Source organism: Paenibacillus sp. 453mf (genome assembly GCF_900116105.1).
Lineage (GTDB): Bacteria > Bacillota > Bacilli > Paenibacillales > Paenibacillaceae > Paenibacillus > Paenibacillus provencensis.
Map to the genome: position 1 here is coordinate 1,266,242 of NZ_FPAC01000001.1, position 15,219 is coordinate 1,281,460.

A 15,219-nucleotide genomic window follows, 5' to 3' on the forward strand; every position below is an offset into this window, starting at 1 on the left:
AAATATAGACGGAGGAATTTAGACACATGTCACTGATGTTAAGAAACAGGGGAGCCATTCTTCTGTTAATGATTAATATTTTTATCGTATTTACGGGAATTGGACTCGTCGTTCCAATCATGCCCACCTTCATGAAGGAGCTATCGATGACTGGAAGTATTGTAGGGCTGCTCGTTGCTGCCTTTTCAATGACTCAGTTCTTGTTCTCGCCGCTCGCAGGTCGGTTGTCTGATGCCCTTGGCCGCAAAAAAATTATTATCCTCGGAATGCTCATCTTTGCCGTATCCGAGCTGATGTTTGGTATGTCCAATACAGCAGTGTTTCTCTTTCTCGCCAGATTTCTGGGAGGTATCGGGGCGGCGCTGATTATGCCTGCTGTCCGCCGGCTATAGACCCAAATGTGATAATAATCGCGATATCCCGTGTTGTAAATCCAAACTTCTGTGGTGCAGGTCACGATCTTCAGCTGGATTCTCAACAAATTCGGGGAGAAAAACGTGGTAGCCGTCTGTTTGTTTGGTGCCGGACTGTTCGTCATCTTGACGCTTTTCGTGCACAACTACTGGCTAATACTCGTCGTTACTTTTATCGTATTTTTATCCATGGATATATTGAGACCGACACTGAGTACCCAAATGTCCAAGATGGCAATGGAGCAGCAGGGATATATCGCGGGACTTAACTCGGCATTTACGAGTATGGGTAACGTACTCGGACCAGCAATGGCGGGATTCCTGTTTGATATCAATATTAACTTTCCGTATATATCGGCAAGCATTATTTTATTCTTGTGCTTTATCCTCGCACTTCGGGCAAGAAGAGATGTAAGGATTAGAGGCTGAGGCGAGTTTGATTCAAAACTGATGCAGAGCTTATGCAGAGCTTATGCAGAACAGATCGTTCCGATTCATGTTGGGACGGTCTGTTTTTGTATTGCCTAATTTATCGTGCGGTTAACTTAATTGAATTTCAGTATGTACCCGTCTGTTGTATATTGGAAGAGGACTTCATATAACGGAGGGATGAAATGTGGATTGGGAACAACTGCGCAGACTTGCCGAGAACTATGCTGAGGCTCCAGCGAATTTCAGATTGGTTATGGAGGATAGTATACCGAAGGAGAATGCAATGTACCGAGTATTTGTATGGGAGAATCCTGAAAATAGAGAGGAAACCATTGAGGTCGAATTGGATCTTCACAGCAAGGAACTCCTGAGATTGCAAATGTACAAGCAAGCGGAACCATCTTCGTTAAATTCTCCTTCTATAGAGAGTGCAGAGGTTAGGGCACAGGAAATGTTGGAGCGGTACTTATTAGAACCGAATCGTTATATGCTAAATGAATTGAAATATGCTGAAGATAAAGTGAAGGTGGATTATAGACTCCAGATCGGTGGTCTTCCACTACCTCATACAGGGTGTGAGCTCATCCTTACCAGAGACTTGGAGCTAGTCAGATTTAGATTTGAAGGCAATAAGGATATTCCTGAATTACTCCCTCATTGGCCGCTGAAAGTTATCGAACCAGATATTATCAGAGCGAACCTTTTAAGCTCAATTGACATGGAGTTAAGCCTCCGATATTTTTATCCTACGCTATATGATTACCAAGGTTCAGATTCCGAATTTAGGCTCGTATACACCGCAGTTCCTGAACGTCAATTCATATGTGCGGATACCGGAGCGGATCTATTTGATGAAGATCATTTTAGATTTCCTAGAAGTGAGCCTATGATACAAGCACGAGAAGATTTCTTATTTAATGCAGAGCCCCACTGTGAATCTGTGTCTGATTCTATTGATTCCGTGCTGAAGAAGTGGGAAGAACGATTAGGAATAGATTTGTCTTATTTTGAGCGGGATGAAGTGAAGGAAGAGGAAGGAGAGATCCGCTGTCTATATACATTAAGGAACCAGAGTAGAGAGAGGTATCAAGATCTTAGTCATGAATCATACCCGTTTCAAGCAGACGCCTACCTTAAGCACAAATGGGGGAATATACTTGATCGGATGTTCTATTCATGCAAGCTTTCAATGGATGCAGGCACAGGAAGTCTTCTATCATTTCAAGCCTTTGATAAGGAGGAGGATACGGAATCAATACAAGAGACGCTTAGCAGATCAGGGTGCAGGGAGATCGCTGAACAGTTTCTTGCCGATGTTTTTCCGAATTATGGTGCTTACTTGCATAGAGAAGTGGATAACGACTTTGTAGTTGGGGAGCGGAGAAAAAAAGAATTTTTCTTCTTTCCGTTATTTATATCCGGTATTCCGGTATCTCACGAGCAAGTTACTGTCGTTGTAAATACAAGAAACGGACGTATTAACGGTTACCGAGGGTTAAGTCCGCATCTGATATCGGAATTAATGTCCTTAGAGCATCAACCAAAGCTATCGGCCGAGGAAGCGTTCCAAAGATATAGACAGCAGATGGATGTACAGCTGAAATGGTTCTTACATACAGTGCCTTCAGGGAAGAAGGAGTACAAGCTGGTATATGAAAATGTGGTGAAGTACATGAGAGAGTCAGAAATTCTCCAAGCACGATCGGTATTTATAGATGCAAGCACGGGAGAATGGATCTATAGAAAAGAATAGGAATAACAATTCAGCCAGCGCCCTAATTCTTGTCTATAGGCACTGGCTGAATTGATGAGTTAATATACAAGCTCAATTTCTTGATCCTGCAGAATCTGAATCCATGCTGGGGCAGGCTCGCGGTCAGTGATGAGCATATCAATATTCGTGAAGCTGGCTAATTGAACAAAGGCTGTCTTGTCAAATTTGGTGTGATCTGCGAGTAAGATGATCTTAGCTGCCTGATGAAGCATCGTTCGCTTAAGCTCACTTTCCGGCTCGTTGGAGTCCATGATCCCTTTATTCAGCGAGAGAGCTTTGCAGCTTAAGATAAGCTTGTCCACGTGATATTTGCGGACGGTATCCTGTGCAACCGTTCCAGTCAAAGACATAGAGGAAGCACGGAGGGTACCGCCGGTTGAAATCATCTGATGTCCTGTGCTTGCCAGCTCATGCATGGAGATGGCGGAATTCGTTATAATTGTCAAGTTGCTTCGGTGCTTAAGCATCTTCATGAGCTCCATGGAGCTGGAGCTGGGGTCCATCATTAATGTTTCGCCGTCGTGTATATAATTTAATGCCTTTCGGGCGATTGCTTGCTTAATGTCCAGATTGGCCCGTTGCCGTGTAACAAAAGGCAGGTCTTCATTTGTATGCTTGTTAATGATGGCTCCCCCATATGTACGGGTCAAAATTCCTTCCTTTTCAAGCTTCTCCAAATCACGCCTTATGGTTTCTTCTGTCACATTGAATTTCTGGCTGAGCTCGGACACGAGCACACGTTTATCATTTTGTGCAATGTCCATAATGTATTGTCGTCTTTCTGCTGCAAGCATACAGACTCCTTTCCCCATGCTGTAACGCATGGTCCCTGACTTATTTCTAGGATTTATTATAAGACAATGAGCTTTAGAAAGTATACAAATGGATCTCTAAATAAAAGTTGCAGCCCTCAGCTACTTCGTATATAATCAATGACAACTTAAATTTGTCATGTTGAAGGAGATTGAAATTCATGATGTTATCTCGCTTACAACAATATTATCATTTTAATCAGCGTTAGCACACCTTTTACGTTATTAACAGGTGGGCTAACGCATTTCGCGTTCGGCCCTCCTGCGGCATAGATGAAACGCGCAGGACCATGGGTCCGGCGCGTTTTTTATTTTTGCCAAATGAAGGGAGACGGTGAAACGCATGCAAAGAGTGAAATCGAATGAACCAACGAATCCATCGAACGAACAACGAAGCTCTATACGTGAGGAAATGCAGAAATTCGGATTGGATCAACATACATGCTCGGTTAAACAAACTGGATACGAAACAGAAGCACAGCTGTTAGTTACTGCTCTGAATTTTTTCGATTATCTAAATATTCCTGTACAGCTGGTGTGGAATACGGGCTGGCTTCGTAGAGATGGCCTGTCTCTTGATGAAGCCGGAACGATCTTCGATAAGACAGGAATAGCGCATCTTGTTCAATCGAATTCTGAAACAGAAATTCAGAGTAGAGAAGGAGAAGAGGTAATCTACACTTTAATTGCCGATCAAGGTGAGAGTATGCTTGCCAGGTCTGTCTATGTTCCGAATACCACTGCTTCGACTGTGAAATTATATATTGACTTCGATGCTGTAGAAAAGTTGATCGCGGAACAGAATGTGACTATTCGAACAGAGAAGGATGCGGTTGTATTGCTAATCGCCGCTCCTCATCTAAAGGTCGCTGCGTCTAGAGCTTCAGCTGAGCTAGAGGAGTCAGGTATTGCTTCCAGAACAATATACACGAACGAGTCTAATAATGAGTTCACTCTTAAATATGCAATCCGCATCGAACCGTACCAAACGAATGATGATCTGACGGAGACAGGGCTTATTCCTATTACCCTAATCGACCATGCTCAGCGTATAGAGAGTAAGCTGGTGCTGAACCATGGCATTCATGTACTGACTCAGCTGTTATTGTAGAGCCTGTGGCAGAGAAGTTGAAATCACATTCAAAAAACGTTATTCTTATGTCAGTATTTTGCAGTTCATTCCAATTATAAAATGGGTTAAAAGAGGAAGCTGAATATGGACATGAAGAACGGCTCAAGTATTCAAAAGCATTTATTGAATTTGGAAGAATACAATGATCCAACCATGTATGACATGGAGAATGACGGATTTGATGATGATTTTGCATTTATTGAGAAATGGGCATCTTTAATGGGAGGCACCCTTATTGATTTAGCCTGTGGTACAGGTCGCACGGCTATCCCTCTCGCTGAGAAAGGCTATTCCATTATTGGTGTGGATTTACACGAAGGCATGCTGGAGAGAGCCAAGCTCAAAGCAGAGGAAGAGCACACGGACATCCGATTTGAACTGCAGAATTGTGAAGATCTAGAACTGGATATGAAGAGTTCAATGATTTACATGGTTGGCAATGCCTTTCAGCATTTTCTGACGAACGAAGCACAGGATAAGCTGCTGCAGTCTGTGGGCGTTCATTTGAAGTCAGGTGGTGTATTCATATTCAACATACGATTCCCCAATGCGGAAGAGCTGCTGCAGGATGCTGGTGAAGAGTACTGGAGAACCTATACAACGGATGACGGAAAACAGGTGGATATCTATACGATAAGCAAGTACGATGCGCTGACTCAAGTACAGGATTATGTCATTGTTCGGAAAACGAAACGGGATGATCATACAATCGAAAACGAGCTCAGGACGACAATCCAGCTGCGATATACGTACCCGATGGAAATGGAGCGTCTGCTCGCCAGACACGGATTCCGAGTGATTGAGCTTTATGGAGACTGGGAGGAGAATCCACCAGTTGACAGCAAACCTAAACTGATCTATGTGTGTCAAAAAGAGAAGGAATAAGATATTGTATTGATCTGGTTTACATTCGGCATGCTAAGTGATACTATATTAAAAATTAACTGACGAATAAACGCGATGAAGAGAAGAGTAAATGAACAGGATTCCTCATCAGAGAGCTCCGGAAGCTGAGAAGGAGCAGGAAGCCCGTCATTGAACCAAGCCTCTGAGCAGCGCATCGGAACCTGAAATTTCATGGCGATGGTGCGACAGGAGCTCCTGTTATAGAGCTAGAGTATAAGTATAATGCCAAGGCATTATGCCGTACTTGAAGAGGTGGATACAGTGATGTGTTCATGAAGCAGGGGTGGCAACACGATTGATAAAATCTCGTCCCCAAGACAGAAGTCTTGGGGACGGGATTTTTTTGTTTTTTCATTAATCGGAATCCGTTTCATATTACCATTGATTCCATCAATAGGAGGCAGAAAAATGATGAAAGAAGCAGCACACAAGAAGGAAGCTGCAAGTGATTTTTTAACCAGCCTGATTCAGCATGATGTGGAGGCAGGGGTATATCACAGACCGATCAACACACGGTTTCCACCAGAGCCAAACGGGTATTTGCATATCGGAAGCGCATATGCGATTCATGTCAATTCGTCGATTGCGAAGCATTTTGACGGTGTATTTAATCTTCGTTTTGACGATACGAACCCGCTTAAGGAGGATTTGAAATATGTTCAAGCGATTGAGGAGGACCTCCGCTGGCTTGGCCTCACACCAAAGGTTTATTTTGGATCGGATTATTCTGAGCGAATCTATGAGGCTGCTGTTACCTTGATTAGTAAAGGAAAGGCATACGTATGTGATCTGAATCCAGAACAACTAACAGAATATAGAGGATCGCTTACAGAGCCTGGTAAGAATAGTCCATATCGGGAGCGTTCAATAGATGAGAACCAATATTTATTTGAGCAAATGAGGAATGGGGAATTTCAGAGTGGTGCAAGGTGCTTCGTGCCAAGATAGATATGTCAGCACCCAATATTACGCTGAGGGATCCGGTCTTGTATCGAATTATTCATGCGGCGCATTATCGTACAGGGACGGAGTGGTGTATTTACCCGACGTATGATTTTGCCCATCCGATTCAAGATGCCATTGAAGGGATTACGCACTCGCTGTGCTCGGCAGAGTTCAAGGAACATCGCCCCTTGTATGAATGGGTGCTGCAGGAATTGGAAATACCGGAGCCTCCAATACAAAGGGAGTTTGGCCGATTGAATGTTACGGGTCTAGTGACGAGCAAACGATATTTAAGAGAGCTGGTCGAAGGCGGATTTGTTGATGGCTGGGATGACCCAAGGCTTCCTACGCTTATGGCCTATCGCAGAAGAGGTGTGTCTCCAGAGAGTATCTTTCGGTTTATGACCGAGGTGGGGATGCTTCGTCAGAACAGCACGGTAGAATCTGCTATGCTTGATCATTTTATTCGTCAAGATCTGAAGGGTAAAGCAATCAGTGCCATGGCTGTGTTAGATCCCCTGAAAGTCGTCATCACGAATTTTTCTGATGGAGAGGTAGAGATGCTTCCGATCAAAAACAATGAAGCAAATGAGCAATTAGGAGAGCGTCGAGTACCTTTTTCACGAGAGCTGTACATCGAGAGAGAAGATTTTATGGAGCATCCGGTGAAAGGATATTTTAGACTATCTCCCGGACAAGAGGTTCGGTTAAAAGGGGCGTATTATATCAGATGCGAGTCTGTCATTAAGGACCCGGTCACCGGGGAAATCACAGAGCTTCACTGTACGTATGATCCCGAGACCAAAAGCGGAACTGGCTACAATGGAAGAAAAGTGAAATCGACTATTCACTGGGTATCCGCATCCCATGCGAAGAAGGCAGAAGTCCGATTGTATGATTCCTTGCTTAAAGAAGATGCCGTTGTAGCAGAATCGGATAATCACTGGGAAGAGCTTGTAAATCCTCATTCGATTACGGTGATGAATGCGTGGATTGAACCGTATTTAACAAAGGCAAATCCGGGTGATACGTACCAATTTATACGGCATGGCTATTTCAGTGTGGATCCCAGATCTCCTGAATCAGCGGGTCTTGTCTTTAACCGGATTGTTGCCTTGAAGGATGGGTGGAAGAAAAACCAGTCGTAATCTTGGCTTTTCGTTTAATATACAATACAAGCTTTTAAATTAAATAGATCGGTCAATAAATTTAGCTTCGTGTTGTATTATGATTTTTCATACAGTCCTTCTGGTAGTGCCATTTATGCCGGAAGGACTATTTTTGTTGTGTATAATATATTTGATTCCGATATATAATTATGTTAAATTTATTTTATGGATAGAACAAATTTGATTAAAGGTCATTTGGAAATGTTTGTGTTATCAATTTTGTCAAAAGGCAAAAGTTATGGCTATGAAATTATGAAGGAACTAGAAGAGCATAATCTGAAGCTGAAAGGAGTAGGAAGTATTTATCCAATTCTTACGAAATTAAAGGAGCAGGAATGGGTTGAAATGCACAGAGAGATCACCGAGAGCGGGAAAATGAGGGTCTATTATCAAATAAATGAGGCAGGCGAAGCACATCTTCAATATAAGATTAATGAGTGGCTGGAACTACAACAGGATATCGTATCCCTACTTCGTAGTAATGGAAAGGAGATCAACTAATATGTACATTAAACTTAACAGGGGAGAACAACTGTTTTTGGACGAGGTGAGAAAAGGTCTTGTAATTAATCAAGTAGATAAGTATGATGTTCAAATTGTTGAACAACAAATTCTGGAACATATTCAAGAGTCACGAGAGGAAGGGAGAGATGCTCTGCACGAATTAGGGGATCCGAGAGAGTTTATTAAGGATTTCATGGATGTGCAAGGTATAGCTTCATTTGCAAGTGATACACGGACCGAACAGCCAGAGATAAGAAGACATTCAGTAGCATCTAAGATAAAGCACGCAGGCACGGCTGTGATAACCTTCGCTGCTGTATTTTTGGTGTCTCAGTTTCTCCTTGCTATGTTTCTGACAGATTCATTTGTTTCTGAAACCTTTAATTATAACCTCATTTATAATATAGCCGAAAATAACTGGTGGAACGCAATTTTAATCATGATCAGTATCATAACTGCAATCTCTTCCTCAATGCTCACATTGAAGATAGCTGCGAATAGGTTAAGTCAAGGAGCAAAGTAAATGAAGCTTATCAATCGGTTTATAATAATGATGTGCTCGCTATTTATTTTGTATTATTCCATTGGAGCGGAAGCAAACGTTACTGCAAATGGTCGCGATCTACAAATACGTCTGGACAGCTATATTGAAGAGTTTATGAATGAACAGAGGATACCTGGTGCTTCCATTATGCTTCTTAAGGGAGAAGATGTGATATATCAGAAAAATTGGGGAGTTACTGGTGAAGACGAACAACCCATTACTTCAAGTACACCTTTTACAATCGGTTCAATTAGTAAATCGTTTACTGGACTTGCTATGGTTAAGTTGGAACAAGAAGGGCTGGTCGATCTAGAAGCACCGGTACAGAAATATTTACCTTGGTTTACATTGCAAGATCAGCAAGCAGCAACAACGATGACGATTAAGCATTTACTTAGCCACACTAGCGGATTTACTACATACACAGGCTTATTGTTATCTGATCAAGAACTCGTAACATCTGTAACCTACAAATCAATGACTGAGAAATTATCAGAGGCAAAGCTCACCGCAATGCCTGGAGAGAAGCATCAATATAGCAATGCGAATTATATAATACTCGGAGCAATTATTGAAGAAGTGTCAAAACAAACCTATTCAGATTACATGCATCAGCGAATTTTTGAACCACTTGGCATGGATAATGCAGCAGCAGAATTAACTACCGCAATTCGTAATGGATATCGGACAGGATATCAATCGTTATTTGGTTATCCAGTAAAAAGCACAGTGGAATATGACAACAGCGGTTCATCGTATGGCTATATTACGGCTAGTTCGGAAGATCTCGCGAAGTTTCTAAAGCTTATCAGTAACACCAGTACAAATAGACTTCTTAATGATGATTACTTGAACAAATATTTGACACCTCTCGTTCAGGTAAGAGAGAACCGCTACTATGGTTACGGTTTACGCACGACATTGCCTGATAAGAAAGGTGGAGAGTTATCTCTATGGCATTCTGGTTCCACACCTGATTCGCATGGAGAATTGTTTTACTTTCCTGAAGAGGGCTTAGGTGGAGTGATCTTAACGAACAAGAATCATATCTTAGAAGAATCTGCGTTACCTGCTTTAAAAAAAGGAATCATACAGCTTGTAAATAATGAGCAGCCTGAGGACATTCCTGGCTTGTCTCGAAATACCCAGTTGTTCCTCACACTCTTTGTTTTAATATGCATTATACTTCTCTTATATATTATATTAGCCAGACGGAGAGCAAAGATCCGTTACACCGCATTAAGAGTGATAATAGGAACTGTTATGCTGCTTGCTTCGATTCTAACTGTTCCTCTGGTCAGATATTATACAGATTCCCCATTTCACTCGGTTATATTGTTTGCACCAGATGTTGCTATATTAATGTTAATGTCTGCATTGTTAGTACTGCTTAACGGGCTCGTTCTGTTATGGCCACGAAAAAAGATAAGCAAATGAAGGCTTGAATTGTATAAGTAGCCTGTGATTTACGCAAAGGTAAGTTGCAGGCTGTTCTTGATTATAGAATTGACACAGTATTATTGATCCGATAATATATATGCATGTACATACATTATCGAGAAGACATGAGTTACACGCAATATGCAGAAAATATTTAAACAGAAAACATATTTGCTGCGGTTCGGTGCATTATAAAACTCTGTGTAAGTACAAGATAGTGGCTTGAAACTTAGATGAATTAAAGGAGAGATATGCTAAATGATCGATATGTTCAGCGAATACAAACTTAAAGGACTTGAGCTTAAGAATAGGATTGTAATGCCTCCGATGTGTCAATATTCGGTTACTCAAAAAGATGGAATTGCGAATGATTGGCATCATACGCATTATGTCAGCCGTGCCATTGGTGGAACAGGGCTGATTATTATTGAGATGACCGATGTAGAGCCCGACGGAAGAATTACCGACTATGATCTCGGCCTGTGGTCAGATGAACAGATTGCTCCATTGGCTCGTATTGTAGAAGATGCGCACAAATATGGTGCAAAAGTAGGTGTTCAAATCGCCCATGCCGGACGTAAAGCAGAAGATGCTGAGGTGCCGGTTGCTCCTTCACCTATTGCCTTTGACGACCAATCCAAGACCCCTCGCGAGCTTTCTACAGAGGAAGTGAAGGGAATGGTAGAAAAATTCAGACTTGCTGTTCGTCGTGCCGTTCAGGCAGGTGTCGATGTCATCGAGCTTCATGGTGCACACGGCTATCTGATCCATCAATTCCACTCTCCGCTCACGAATAGAAGATCTGATGAATACGGACAAGATCTGACGAAATTCGGTGTGGAGATCATTCGTGCTGTGAAGAGTGAAATGCCGGAGGATATGCCGCTCATCATGCGGATCTCGGCTAAAGAATATGTTAAAGGTGGATATGGCATTAAGGAAAGCCTTGAATTCAGCAAGGCATATAAAGAAGCGGGCGTTGATATGTTCCATGTAAGCTCTGGAGGAGAAGGTCCTATTGGCGCGGATGGACGACCAGGTACTCACACGGCTTATCAGGTGCCGCTTGCCAGAGAAATCAAGCAGGGCTTGAATGTTCCGGTTATTGCTGTGGGGAGACTGGATGAGCCGGCATTAGCCAATTCCGTTATCGGTAATGAGGATGCCGATCTGGTTGCTGTAGGCAGAGGGATGCTTAAGAATCCGTACTGGCCCTTAACTGCTGCCGAATCGCTGCGTAAGCAAACGGATGTTCCAAGACAATATGCCGGAGGGTTCCGGTTAGGCTAATCTCTTTTGCTTCTTCGGGATGAATCGAACTTCTGTAATCTGAGGTAGTTTGTTATAATGAAGATTATGAGTAGTAAGATTTTTTGTTAGAGATTCATCTTATGAAGCTGAGGAGAATTACTTATGGACATGAATCAAGAGCATGACCTTATAACGAGCTGGTTATCACTGACTCACATCCAAATGAATATAGAGAATTTGCTTGATCAGTCACTGCAGTCTAAACATGATCTGTCATTAAATGAATTTTATATGCTGTACTTCTTATCTCAAGCTCCGCTAAGAAGATTGAAGCTGCAGCAGCTAGAGTCGATGGTAGGTCTTAGTCAGAGCGCCATGTCTAGATTTGTGGCTCGCTTTGAGGCCAAAGGATGCGGTGCGCTGAGAAGATCAGCTTGTGAAGAAGACCGGCGAAGTGTATATACTTCTCTTACGGATATCGGTCAGGAGAAAGTGAACCAAGCGTTTCATACCTTTAATGAAGTACTCATTAAGGCTTTGCCCTACACTGATATAGAAGCGCTGCTTGGATCTATAATTCGTGTTAAGCAGGGATAAACCTGAAACAAGCCAAGAAGGCAGTTAACCTTCTTGGCTTGTTTTTTGCGGCAGAACGGAACAATTATGCGCTCGGGCTGCTGTTAGCGATAGGACTGAAATAGGCTCCGCTGGCATAGGATATGTTAACGATTCTTGTCAGGAGGTAGTGAAATAATGGCTCAGTTCATTGATTCAAGAACATCGCAAAATGCGACTTCTTCCAACTCCATCGCAATACCGATTCTTGTCATCGGAACGCCACAGCTGTTTGGTCAGATTGGCTTACAAACAGCAGGTGTCGGCACAAATCCGCGTGTTGTATTCAGTGGAACGATCGGATTGCAGCTTCCACTGGCACTTGCAGGTATTACAATAACGGTAGTCAGAGGTACGCAGCCAACCGATCCTGTCGTCTATTCAGCCATTTCAACCTTTGATTTAAGCTTACTTGCACCGCAAATTATTAATTTCACGGCTACGGATTTTAACCCGCCAATTCAGCCTCAGCTTACCTATTCTGCGTTTGTCGCAGCTAACGTGCTTGGAACCATTCGGGTAGGCCCGGAATCCTTCAATGGCCAGTTGTATTCGGATTAATGTGCTAATAGAAGCAAGAGGACTCACACCCTAATAAGATGGTGGCTATGAAGAAGGGCTAGAAAAATGAATAACAAAAACCGGCTTGGAAGAAAAGATTCCATAAGCCGGTTATTTGTATTAGGCTGCTAGCCTTCCATGATCTTCACATGGTATTCTCGATCGCGGGGACCGTCGAATTCACAGAAGTAAATACCTTGCCAGCGGCCTAGAACTAGTCTTCCTTCTTGAATAATTACCGTTTGCGATGTTCCCGTCGTTATTGCCTTCAAATGCGAAGCCGTGTTTCCTTCGGCATGCAAGTATTTGGGATGATTCCATGGGAATACTTCATCAAGCCGGAGCAGTACATCGTGCTTGACATCGGGATCAGCATTCTCATTAATGGTGATCCCGGCGGTAGTATGAGGACAATAAATAATCGCAATCCCATCCGTAATACCGCTCTTCGCAACCACAGCTCTCACTTCCTGTGTAACATCCCTCATCTCATCTCTGCTGGATGTTCTAAGCTCCAATTTTTGCAGCATCTAATCCCTCCAAGAATAAGTATTCTATTCCTTAATATTGTACCCTCATGTCGAATGAGCGCAACTAGTGCTCCATGAATGCCGTAATCGGAAGCTGCAGCAACAGGGGGTTACGTTGTCGTCTCACTTGTATAGATCACAATACAGTTACATAAAAAGTCTGATCACGGCCATACATACAACACCCACGATAACCGTTGCAGACAAGCTTTTAGTCCACACAGCAACGGCAAGCGTAGGAATAAGAGCAATGAATGTACTCCAATCTATCGCAATCTGATCACCCGTCTCTGATATCATGCTCTCAATAACAAGAGCTGACAAAATACAGATTGGAATATAGGAGAGCCACTTCAATACGACATCAGGCATCCGGACACTTCGAACAAAAATAAACGGGATGATTCGAGGCAGCAGAGTCACAAGTGCACAGCCTGCGAACAGCCATATCATCGTCATGCTTGTATTCATCGTTCAGTCACCACCCCGATCGTTGCTACAATGACAGTGGAGAGTAATACCGCTACATGAGACGGAACGAAGTAAGACAACACGATCATGCAGATGACCATATATAGAACCAGTGAAAGGCGGTGCTTCAGCTTGGATCTCTCGGTACTGTTCAGCTGAAGTACAAGCAGAGCAGCAAACATGGCAACAAGAGCAAAATCTAGTCCCAATGCTTCCGGATCAGCGATCCACTGCCCTGATATTCCCCCGAGCGTACATGCTGCGATCCAGCATAAGTATGCCGTTAGGTTAAGTCCATTCATCCATTTACCTGATAGAGAGCCCTGTTCTGCAATGCGATTCGCTGCTACTCCGAACGTTTCATCGGTAAGAAGTGCGCCGAAGCCAATATTTTTAGAGATAGAATATCTTGTCAGATAAGGAGCAATCGTAAGGCTGAGCAGAAAATGTCTTAGATTCACAATAAAGGTGGTTAAGATAATAGCTGAAGCAGGCGTGTTTACAACAAGCAGGGCACAAATAATGAACTGTGCGGAACCGGCATAGACGAGAATGGACATAAGCGCAATTTCGAATATACTGAGCCCCGAGGATACGCCTACAATTCCAAAGGCAAAGCCGATGCTCATATAACCCAGCAGGGTAGGTACACAGTCTTTAATGCCTTGAATAAATGAATTTTGATCTTTGGACATAGGGATATTGCTTTCAGCTTGAATACTCATCTCTTTAAATCCTCCGATTGATGCCCTGCCCATTTGCCTGTTACAACATGATACAAATCCTTGTGTCCTCTCCATAATGCTTCTGCTTTATCGGAGCCGACTTTCTTGACGAGCTCTGAGAACATGATGTCGTGGCGAATGTATTCCATGGCAACCAGAACGAGTGCAGGATCTTCTGTTTTGATAGCCCAAGCTGTTGACCCCGGCGAGAAATTAGCGATCAGCACTTCCTTGTTATCTCTAGCAATAATGGTCAGTCTGCCGCCCATGCGTTCTTCTGCTACCTGCGGAGACATGTAGTTGTGATGGGTTGTAAACCCGAGCTTGATCTGATCGGGACCAAATACGATCGCGTATATAGGGAGCTTCTGCTCCTGCCTGTTGATTGCTTCATCTTGTATATACGAAAATTCATTCTCCCATATGGAGAACCACAGTTCTTCTTCTGCCTGCTTAATCATCGTGTTCATCTCCGCAATGACATGAGCATCACTATGAATACGATGAATCACGTCTACCTCCCGTTCTCCTTCCAAAGCGGTCAGTCTCGTTTCGAGATACTGAAAGGATTGTTCAAATTCGCTGCGGGTTCTATTGATGAGTTCTCTCGCAGGCAGAGGAGCATAGGTTACAGGATCACTTGGTACCGTGTGAACAGCACCTTTATCCAGGAGTTTCCCTAGCACTTCATAGATCATAGATCGTGGTACACCGGTTCGTTTGCTGATTTCGTAGCCTGTAATAGGTGAATGCTTCAATAGACCGATATATGCCTTGCATTCATAGGTGGAGTAGCCCAATTTTTGAAGTGATCGATAGATTTCTTCGTCCATGAGGTCAGATGGCTCCTTTGTTGTAGTAGTTAGTGTACCAATCACTATAGGTAAGGTAAGGAATATTGTCAATGTTTTTTCGCGATCGTGAAGAAGTCGATTAGTATCATTGATGAGAGCATTCGGGATTATGAGTCCAAATCTTCGATCTTCTTTCTGGCT

At 43.0% G+C, this 15,219-nt stretch carries 14 protein-coding genes, 2 pseudogenes and 1 other annotated feature; of the genes and pseudogenes, 11 read left to right on the forward strand and 5 right to left on the reverse strand.

From position 1 onward, the window contains the following. The first annotated feature begins 26 nt into the window (after positions 1-26). Both BM415_RS06080 and BM415_RS06085 read left to right on the forward strand, forming a co-directional pair. Positions 27-842, forward strand: a pseudogene (locus BM415_RS06080) (MFS transporter). Positions 843-1,029: 187 nt separating this feature from the next. Next, a complete protein-coding gene (locus BM415_RS06085) occupies positions 1,030-2,598 on the forward strand; it encodes a YcdB/YcdC domain-containing protein (RefSeq protein WP_091155702.1) in 1,569 nt (522 codons plus the stop codon). Positions 2,599-2,657: 59 nt separating this feature from the next. Here the strand turns inward: BM415_RS06085 and BM415_RS06090 are convergent, their stop codons facing one another. After that, positions 2,658-3,413 (reverse strand): DeoR/GlpR family DNA-binding transcription regulator, encoded by a 756-nt coding sequence (locus tag BM415_RS06090; RefSeq protein WP_091155704.1) that lies wholly within the window; start codon positions 3,411-3,413, stop codon positions 2,658-2,660. A 361-nt stretch (positions 3,414-3,774) separates the two neighbouring features. Here BM415_RS06090 and BM415_RS06095 point away from each other — a divergent pair, with 361 nt between their 5' ends. The 9 genes and pseudogenes from BM415_RS06095 (at position 3,775) to BM415_RS06140 (ending at position 12,498) form a co-directional block, all read left to right on the forward strand. Next, positions 3,775-4,542: a hypothetical protein gene (locus BM415_RS06095; RefSeq protein WP_091155706.1), complete on the forward strand. Its 768-nt coding sequence runs from the start codon at positions 3,775-3,777 to the stop codon at positions 4,540-4,542. 105 nt (positions 4,543-4,647) lie between these two features. Then, complete coding sequence (locus BM415_RS06100; RefSeq protein ID WP_244533160.1) at positions 4,648-5,448, forward strand: class I SAM-dependent methyltransferase; 801 nt, start codon at positions 4,648-4,650, stop codon at positions 5,446-5,448. A gap of 66 nt (positions 5,449-5,514) precedes the next feature. Beyond that, positions 5,515-5,786 (forward strand) — a binding site (T-box leader). Positions 5,787-5,880: 94 nt separating this feature from the next. After that, positions 5,881-7,562 (forward strand): annotated as a pseudogene (locus BM415_RS06110) (glutamine--tRNA ligase/YqeY domain fusion protein). A gap of 186 nt (positions 7,563-7,748) precedes the next feature. Continuing rightward, positions 7,749-8,084: a PadR family transcriptional regulator gene (locus tag BM415_RS06115; RefSeq protein ID WP_091155712.1), complete on the forward strand. Its 336-nt coding sequence runs from the start codon at positions 7,749-7,751 to the stop codon at positions 8,082-8,084. 1 nt (position 8,085) lies between these two features. After that, positions 8,086-8,610 carry a DUF1700 domain-containing protein gene (locus BM415_RS06120; protein WP_091155715.1) on the forward strand — a complete coding sequence of 175 codons (525 nt, stop codon included), beginning with the start codon at positions 8,086-8,088 and terminating at the stop codon, positions 8,608-8,610. Beyond that, positions 8,611-10,068: a serine hydrolase domain-containing protein gene (locus BM415_RS06125; protein ID WP_091155717.1), complete on the forward strand. Its 1,458-nt coding sequence runs from the start codon at positions 8,611-8,613 to the stop codon at positions 10,066-10,068. A 261-nt stretch (positions 10,069-10,329) separates the two neighbouring features. After that, the gene (locus BM415_RS06130; protein WP_091155719.1) at positions 10,330-11,361 is read left to right on the forward strand and encodes an NADH:flavin oxidoreductase/NADH oxidase; all 1,032 of its coding nucleotides are present in this window, start codon (positions 10,330-10,332) and stop codon (positions 11,359-11,361) included. Positions 11,362-11,484: 123 nt separating this feature from the next. Further along, positions 11,485-11,919 (forward strand): MarR family winged helix-turn-helix transcriptional regulator, encoded by a 435-nt coding sequence (locus BM415_RS06135; RefSeq protein WP_091155721.1) that lies wholly within the window; start codon positions 11,485-11,487, stop codon positions 11,917-11,919. A gap of 156 nt (positions 11,920-12,075) precedes the next feature. Then, positions 12,076-12,498 (forward strand): hypothetical protein, encoded by a 423-nt coding sequence (locus tag BM415_RS06140; RefSeq protein WP_091155723.1) that lies wholly within the window; start codon positions 12,076-12,078, stop codon positions 12,496-12,498. 128 nt (positions 12,499-12,626) lie between these two features. On the opposite strand, the gene BM415_RS06145 is transcribed toward BM415_RS06140, so the two are convergent. The 4 genes from BM415_RS06145 to BM415_RS06160 all read right to left on the reverse strand — a co-directional run bounded on the left by BM415_RS06145 (position 12,627) and on the right by BM415_RS06160 (position 15,057). After that, complete coding sequence (locus BM415_RS06145; protein WP_091155724.1) at positions 12,627-13,028, reverse strand: secondary thiamine-phosphate synthase enzyme YjbQ; 402 nt, start codon at positions 13,026-13,028, stop codon at positions 12,627-12,629. A 147-nt stretch (positions 13,029-13,175) separates the two neighbouring features. Next, positions 13,176-13,499 (reverse strand): AzlD domain-containing protein, encoded by a 324-nt coding sequence (locus tag BM415_RS06150; RefSeq protein ID WP_091155727.1) that lies wholly within the window; start codon positions 13,497-13,499, stop codon positions 13,176-13,178. After that, positions 13,496-14,224 carry an AzlC family ABC transporter permease gene (locus tag BM415_RS06155; protein ID WP_091155728.1) on the reverse strand — a complete coding sequence of 243 codons (729 nt, stop codon included), beginning with the start codon at positions 14,222-14,224 and terminating at the stop codon, positions 13,496-13,498. Before BM415_RS06155 ends, BM415_RS06150 begins: the two co-directional genes overlap by 4 nt. Next, on the reverse strand, positions 14,221-15,057 hold the full coding sequence (locus BM415_RS06160; RefSeq protein WP_091155732.1) for a TrmB family transcriptional regulator: 837 nt from the start codon (positions 15,055-15,057) through the stop codon (positions 14,221-14,223). Before BM415_RS06160 ends, BM415_RS06155 begins: the two co-directional genes overlap by 4 nt. Between the last annotated feature and the right edge of the window lie 162 nt (positions 15,058-15,219).

Coding starts and splice junctions, on each gene's coding strand:
- BM415_RS06115 (WP_091155712.1), top strand. CDS start 7,749: ATGGATAGAACAAATTTGATTAAAGGTCATTTGGAAATGTTTGTGTTA.
- BM415_RS06095 (WP_091155706.1), top strand. CDS start 3,775: ATGCAAAGAGTGAAATCGAATGAACCAACGAATCCATCGAACGAACAA.
- BM415_RS06140 (WP_091155723.1), top strand. CDS start 12,076: ATGGCTCAGTTCATTGATTCAAGAACATCGCAAAATGCGACTTCTTCC.
- BM415_RS06150 (WP_091155727.1), bottom strand. CDS start 13,499: ATGAATACAAGCATGACGATGATATGGCTGTTCGCAGGCTGTGCACTT.
- BM415_RS06155 (WP_091155728.1), bottom strand. CDS start 14,224: ATGAGTATTCAAGCTGAAAGCAATATCCCTATGTCCAAAGATCAAAAT.
- BM415_RS06145 (WP_091155724.1), bottom strand. CDS start 13,028: ATGCTGCAAAAATTGGAGCTTAGAACATCCAGCAGAGATGAGATGAGG.
- BM415_RS06160 (WP_091155732.1), bottom strand. CDS start 15,057: ATGGACGAAGAAATCTATCGATCACTTCAAAAATTGGGCTACTCCACC.
- BM415_RS06120 (WP_091155715.1), top strand. CDS start 8,086: ATGTACATTAAACTTAACAGGGGAGAACAACTGTTTTTGGACGAGGTG.
- BM415_RS06135 (WP_091155721.1), top strand. CDS start 11,485: ATGGACATGAATCAAGAGCATGACCTTATAACGAGCTGGTTATCACTG.
- BM415_RS06100 (WP_244533160.1), top strand. CDS start 4,648: ATGGACATGAAGAACGGCTCAAGTATTCAAAAGCATTTATTGAATTTG.
- BM415_RS06125 (WP_091155717.1), top strand. CDS start 8,611: ATGAAGCTTATCAATCGGTTTATAATAATGATGTGCTCGCTATTTATT.
- BM415_RS06090 (WP_091155704.1), bottom strand. CDS start 3,413: ATGCTTGCAGCAGAAAGACGACAATACATTATGGACATTGCACAAAAT.
- BM415_RS06130 (WP_091155719.1), top strand. CDS start 10,330: ATGATCGATATGTTCAGCGAATACAAACTTAAAGGACTTGAGCTTAAG.